Consider the following 2,740-nt stretch of genomic DNA (forward strand, 5'->3'; position numbering starts at 1 on the left):
TCGCAGGTTTCTGCGACCTCAAGTTTAGGATATGTTTCGGGCAGCGCGATCGTGACGAGCAGACAGCGATCGTCCGACGATATCGAGCGCGCTCGCCCCAGAGCAGGTCTCGATATCCACTGTTTTTAGACGATCGTCGCAGTCAGAAGCAGACAGGATTCATGTTCTCTTTGCGAAGAAAACATAGAAAAGCTTATCTTACTTTCCCAAATTAGTAAGTGGAGTTACAGCTTCTTGATATTCGATGCTGAAATCCATGAGGTGACTCGACGGGTAAAAAAAAGAGTAAGGGAAGTGGAAGCCAGCGATCGCCAAGTTAACAGAACAATACTGCGGCAAGCGTTCAGGCATTTGAGCAATGTGGAAAATCGCTGCCAAAGCCAGAGGCTCTTTTAGTCAGCAATCGATGAAGTCTCGCATCTCTTGAGAAACGGGTTTCCGGGTAGCACCAGGACAAACTTGAAATAGCAAGACTTGCAGCGAAATCGTTGCTTACTGTAGTAGATACACCCATACTCGTACTTGACGATCTTCTCGGAAGCACCTTTGCATGACTACTACTCTCCATAGTGAGACTTCTGTTCGTGGAGATGCACTTGCCTTTGCATTGAGGACAATGCACGATTAATTAGCAGCTTCCTGAGAGTTCGTGATAGCACTACCTCAAGCGAGCTTTAGAACCTGACTATATTTCAATGCCAAGCATGTATTTCAAGGTATGTACCTTAAAGGAACCCACATAGTCCACTTAGGGGGGTTTATTGGTACTTGCAAACGTCCTTCTTTATCTACACGACCTTCTGACTTTGCGATCGCTATTCCCTCACGTATAGAAATTCGGGATCCATAGCCAAAATGTTCTGATGTCAGAGTCAGAGAAGATTCAAGCCCAACTACAACCATCAAGCAAATCAAAATTTTGACAAAGTACTGCCAGTAAATCAGCTTAGGAAAACGCAGCCGATCTTGAGAAGCTGAGATTATTGCAATGCAACTAATCTGTAGAAAAACTGCTATCAGATTAGAAGGCATTGCGTAGACAATGACTGGCTCTTTTATAAAGTGTAACAATACATTAGGGCGCCACAAAACGACTAGAGAAGAGGTTGAGAACCAAAAAAATAATGAGAGATAAAGCCAACTCCGATTCGCACGAGAAAGTAAATAAAGGAAGCTCAGAAACAGGAACACAAAAAGAATGGCAGGTATCCTATTGTGGAGCCAGGCAAGCTCTTGATTAAAGAAAAGTTTCCCCAGAAAAACCTTGATTATCCTCAGCAGAGGCACTTCAATTATTGGACGTCTAGCCTCATCAGGAGCGATTTCTTCAGAGGGAACGAAGAATACCAAAACGACAGCATAGACTAAGTTGCAAACTCCGAGCAGGGTTAAACTCCAGTTCGAAATTCTCCAAGTAAATAAACCACCTTTACTAAGAATTGAGTATAGGCGCGCGGAGATTAAAAAGACGCAGAAAATCAAATTAACTGGTTGAGTTATCGTACAAACCAGCAATAAAAGATCGATTACCCAGGCTTGCCACCCCAGATTTGAATCGCGGCGAACAAAGCGGTATATAGATAGCAAGAAAGCTAAGTAGATAGACAAAAAACCTAACTGCAATATTCGACCAAAGGTAATAAAGTCATTGTCGCCTATGTCGACTAAGAAGTTGATACCTACAATCGCCAACAGCCAGCCTCGAGCATAAAACTTATCAAAAAGAAGGACTGGAAGTGCAAAAATCATAGAGTAAATTAGGTTTGAAACTAAGGCTATAATTTGTGGGATACGAACTAGATCCTCACAGCCTAGAAATAGATAGATCGAGACAGAAAATTGACTCACCAAGAATTTAGCAAATTGAAAATAGCCTTTCTGATTCCAGCAATTGTGGAAAACATCTGCCCAAAAATACGAACTGAGGAAGCTAGCAGCATCGTTCTTGAATGCACTCGCAAGGTAGTATTTCCCATCTTCTGCCCAGATATCAAAAAAGAAAAACGGGCTGGGGTTTCGGGCGATCAAAAAAACGACACCAATCAAGGTTATTAACCCGTAAACAACCTTATTGTTGCCGCTCAAAATATAGTTGTACGAGTTTCCAATTATTGACTTTGTAGATGCAAACATGATGGCTTGATGCGACAGCGATGCTAAATTATAATGACAATATCGACTAAGACGCCAAACATGGCAAAATCCCTGTCAAGGATTTGCTCTAAGCTTGAATTTGTCAATTTCCACTGGATCTCAAAGTAGGTCTCAAAAGCTTTAGCACCTTCGGATCGAGACTTTCTCCAGGCAAGTACAAACCCGCGACGTTCGAAAACTCTGAGAGTTATGAACTCAAAAGGGTTGCTTAGCATAAGCCATGCTCATATGGACAAAATCGAGCTCAGAAACAATTCACAAAGTTGAGATCTTAGGAGTCCGTTTGAAAAGGGTCCAGCCGGGCTTCAGACTAACCTGTGCGCCCCGTAGAAAAAAACAGAAACTTCGATTCACTCGTCGCGAGGCATGTGCTCGATTTCGCGCAACTCGACTTTTCAAACAGCCCCCTAGGGGAGAGCTTCTGCAATCCATCAGTTTAAGAGAAATATAGCAGGCAATACAGAGCCTGGAATCTCCCCTAGATCTAAACCCCTGACGAAAGGTTATAAATTTTCACCCTTACAGCGCGGTACTACTGTCATTTTCTGATGTTCGCATGATACCCGATCGGAGTCGCGTAATTGCT

At 42.9% G+C, this 2,740-nt stretch carries 1 protein-coding gene; it reads right to left on the reverse strand.

Going from position 1 to position 2,740, the window contains the following annotated elements:
• Window positions 1–711: 711 nt before the first annotated feature.
• Window positions 712–2,133 (reverse strand): hypothetical protein, encoded by a 1,422-nt coding sequence (locus KR51_RS00550; RefSeq protein ID WP_022603801.1) that lies wholly within the window; start codon window positions 2,131–2,133, stop codon window positions 712–714.
• Window positions 2,134–2,740 lie beyond the last annotated feature (607 nt).

The organism is Rubidibacter lacunae KORDI 51-2 (assembly GCF_000473895.1).
GTDB lineage: Bacteria > Cyanobacteriota > Cyanobacteriia > Cyanobacteriales > Rubidibacteraceae > Rubidibacter > Rubidibacter lacunae.

Coding starts and splice junctions, on each gene's coding strand:
- KR51_RS00550 (WP_022603801.1), bottom strand. CDS start 2,133: ATGTTTGCATCTACAAAGTCAATAATTGGAAACTCGTACAACTATATT.